This window comes from Neisseria sp. P0021.S006 (genome assembly GCF_051956895.1).
In genome coordinates this window covers 1-3214 of sequence record NZ_JBQCWZ010000094.1, presented here as the reverse complement: position 1 = coordinate 3214, position 3214 = coordinate 1, and the positions used below count along the sequence as shown (strand labels likewise).

Here is a 3214-nt window from a genome sequence, read left to right as displayed (position 1 = left end):
GTCTACGCGGGCGAATTGGGTCAGTTTCTGTACTTCGTCCACGCCTTTGACCAGCTCGCAAACGGTACTGTTGCAGCGTTCGGTAACCAATTCGCGCCAAGTGGGAACGTATTTGCCGATGTCGGACAAAATCGTAGCGGCCACGGCATCGGGCAATAAGTCGAGTTCGCTGACGATTTGCATCGAGCCGAGAAAATGTTCCATTAAAGGCTCGCCGTAAGTCGTTAGGGCATCGGCAGGATAATGTTCTTTAGACAGGTCAAAGGCCGTCTGAATTAGGTTTTTATCGGGATCAGGCAGCGCGGCAACATAGCCGTCGAACCATGCGAGGAGGCCTTCCAGCGTTGCACTCGATGTTTGGGGCGTTTGGCGAATAGTGGTCATGGCGTGCGTTTTTTTCTTTTTGATAAAAACGTTGCCATTGTAACAGTTTCTTGCCGACAGCCCTAGATTTGTATGCGAATGCGGCACTATGTTTCAGGAAGCCTTGTTTCAGACGGCCTGGGCTACCCAACTTGCAATAACATATAAACATCAAAATAAAACAAACAATTAGCGTGTAAATGTGCTTGCAGTGAAAAATATTGGGAATAATATTTATGCAAGTAATAATTTTTATCAAGAAGGAGATGAGTGTGAAATTTTTAGCTGCTTTGTTGTGGCCGGCCATGTTGCTGCCCATTTTGTCTCATGCCGATAGCGGCATTCAGACGGTCTCTGTTTCTCAAGCATATGCGGATGACGCAACGGGCTGCGGGCAGCTTTATCCTGTAGAGAGCTTCGAGAATTTGTTCAGACAGATGGCCGGCACGCTGCATAGTGCCTGTTTGCTTGATATGCCGCCTGAAGATTTAGCGAAAAAGTGGCAGGTTCCCGTGTACCGGCGCTATCTGCGGCTTTCCGGCCGTTTGCGGCCTGACGGAGAAAAACAGGCGGTACTCAGATGGAAAGACAAGGCAGAGCGGCAGAAATGGCTCAAACACAGGCGGCGTAAGCTAAAACGGCCGACCGACGGCTTTACGGTAGTGCATCAGACCAACTACGACGGCAGTACTTTTTTAGAAATCGAAGCAACGCCTGATTATATAAAACGATACCGTTCATTGTTTCCTGACGACCGTTATCCTGATGATTTGCCGAAACCCTATGTTTCATCTCATATCCTAAGCCCGGTCAGCGTATGCTTTAACAATGGAACAGAACAAGTTTTTCCTAGGTATACGGTAGTAAAACAAGTAGCAGTAGATGAAAACAACCATTTGATCGGGAGTGATAGACATTTGGTTATAAGGGAGGAGAAAGGTGCAGGAATATTATTTCAGCATCCAACAGACAAATGCATTAATGATATTTCCAGCATCTTTCTTATCAGATAGTCGATAGTATTTAATTTTAAAGGTATATGGTATGGCTACAACAGCACAAATCCGGCAGCATTTTTTAAAATTAGGGATGCCTGTTTCGGAAGTTAATCAGATTATTCGGGATTCAATTTTACTGGGGCAAACCCATAACTTTATCAATCAATGGGGGTTAGGGAGTATTCAAGCAATACACTAAATATTCCGGCATATTTTTCCAAAGCAAACTAATTGGCAGTAAAGAAAATAGAAGTATTGTATTCAGTACGGCAGACAAAAGATATCTGACTGCTTCTGATTGGGCTCATGAGTTAGGACATGGTTTGTCGAAAACCATTTCCAAGCTTGATCTTGATATTGATGGAAATCGCAATATAACAGCGAATGAATATGCACGAAGATTTGTTTATGAAGAAGGAAAAGCCGAATACAACCGTTTTCAGTTTGATTTGCGGAACAACCCAAAAGAAACCAAATACGGCTCAAATACAGAAGCAATCAAGGCAATGAACCAGCAACAGGCTGTTGATTATTTTGCCCATAAGATGAAAACCCAAAACCCCAGCGGGCAGCCCGGTGATACTTATTGGACGCTGGCAAAATCTAACTTCTTTGAGAAAACCAATCCAAGCCTGCTAACCGGTAAAACTCCGGCCGAAAAACAAAAAATCCTGCAGGCCGGAATGGATGAGGCGGCACACAGCCATCCAAACAGGTTGTTTGGTGTAGGTGATGAACGGATACGCTTTCAGAAAACCGATCCAAATATGCCGCTTAGTCTGATGCCGATGATGGCACGTGGAAATCCTACGCTGATGGTGGTATTTGTACCTGCCAACAGCCGTTTGGCAGACGGTACGGTAACGACGATAGAAGTATCAGAAAGGATGTCATGATGTTGGGCGCAGTCATCGGCGATATTGCCGGATCACGATTTGAGTTTGACAACTACCGTCACACCGATTTTGACATTTTCAGCCCCGACAGCGACTTTACAGATGACACGATTTGCACTGTTGCCATCGCCGATTGGGTTTTACAAGGCTGCAACGATAATTTGGCCTCTATTTTACAAGGCTGGTGTAGGGCATATCCCTGCGCTAAAGGCGCATATGGCGGCCGCTTCTCACAATGGATAGAATGGAAAGATCCAGAACCTTATAATAGCTGGGGCAACGGCTCGGCCATGCGTGTTTCTGCCGTTGGTTGGACATTTGCCACATTGGAAGAAACCCTGCATTTTGCCGAACAATCCGCTATCGTAACGCACAACCACCCGGAAGGCATTAAAGGTGCGCAAGCCGTAGCCGCCGCCATCTTTTGGGCGCGTACTGGTATAAGCAAAGCGCAAATTAAAGAAAACATTACACGACAATTCGGCTACGACTTGAGCCAAAGTTGCGACCAAATCCGCCCGCATTATCATTTCAACGAAAGCTGTCAGGAAACCGTGCCTCAAGCGATTACTGCCTTTCTTGAAAGCGATGATTTTGAACACGCCATCCGACTGGCAGTTTCCCTTGGCGGAGACAGCGATACCTTGGCGGCCATTACCGGCAGTATTGCCGAAGCCTGCTACGGTATCCCTACGTCTATGCGCGAACACGCTTTAGCCATATTGCCACGCCATATTGCTGAAACCCTGCTGACTTTTGAATCCCAATATCAGGCCGTCTGAAACTGCCTGCAAAAAGGAATGAATGATGAAATACCTCGCCCTACTCCCTATCGCCTTCATGCTGGGCACGCCTGCCATTGCTGAAACCATCAATCCTTATCAGGAAAAAGGTTGCGCTTATGATGGCGATGTCGGCAAAGACGGCAAACCGTCCGGTAAAGGTACATGGAAATGC

5 protein-coding genes are annotated in these 3214 nt (G+C 46.4%); 4 read left to right on the top strand and 1 reads right to left on the bottom strand.

Annotation, left to right across the window (positions count from 1 at the left end; all coding sequences use genetic code 11):
• A partial coding sequence (locus ACTHUM_RS11005) for an HD domain-containing protein (RefSeq protein WP_440402889.1) occupies positions 1-384 on the bottom strand: 384 nt, incomplete at its 3' end.
• 245 nt (positions 385-629) lie between these two features.
• On the opposite strand from ACTHUM_RS11005, the gene ACTHUM_RS11000 reads away from it, so the two are divergent.
• The 4 genes from ACTHUM_RS11000 (at position 630) to ACTHUM_RS10985 (ending at position 3039) form a co-directional block, all read left to right on the top strand.
• Positions 630-1376 carry a hypothetical protein gene (locus tag ACTHUM_RS11000; protein WP_225905513.1) on the top strand — a complete coding sequence of 249 codons (747 nt, stop codon included), beginning with the start codon at positions 630-632 and terminating at the stop codon, positions 1374-1376.
• A gap of 31 nt (positions 1377-1407) precedes the next feature.
• The gene (locus ACTHUM_RS10995; RefSeq protein WP_225905468.1) at positions 1408-1560 is read left to right on the top strand and encodes a hypothetical protein; all 153 of its coding nucleotides are present in this window, start codon (positions 1408-1410) and stop codon (positions 1558-1560) included.
• A 124-nt stretch (positions 1561-1684) separates the two neighbouring features.
• Positions 1685-2257, top strand: a complete 573-nt coding sequence (locus tag ACTHUM_RS10990) for a hypothetical protein (protein ID WP_070462023.1) — start codon at positions 1685-1687, stop codon at positions 2255-2257.
• Positions 2257-3039 (top strand): ADP-ribosylglycohydrolase family protein, encoded by a 783-nt coding sequence (locus tag ACTHUM_RS10985; protein WP_070462021.1) that lies wholly within the window; start codon positions 2257-2259, stop codon positions 3037-3039. The genes ACTHUM_RS10990 and ACTHUM_RS10985 overlap by 1 nt, the downstream gene beginning before the upstream one ends.
• Positions 3040-3214 lie beyond the last annotated feature (175 nt).

Bases quoted from the DNA above. Each gene is read 5' to 3' on its own strand.
- ACTHUM_RS10985 (WP_070462021.1), top strand. From the start codon at position 2,257: ATGTTGGGCGCAGTCATCGGCGATATTGCCGGATCACGATTTGAGTTT.
- ACTHUM_RS11000 (WP_225905513.1), top strand. From the start codon at position 630: ATGAGTGTGAAATTTTTAGCTGCTTTGTTGTGGCCGGCCATGTTGCTG.
- ACTHUM_RS10995 (WP_225905468.1), top strand. From the start codon at position 1,408: ATGGCTACAACAGCACAAATCCGGCAGCATTTTTTAAAATTAGGGATG.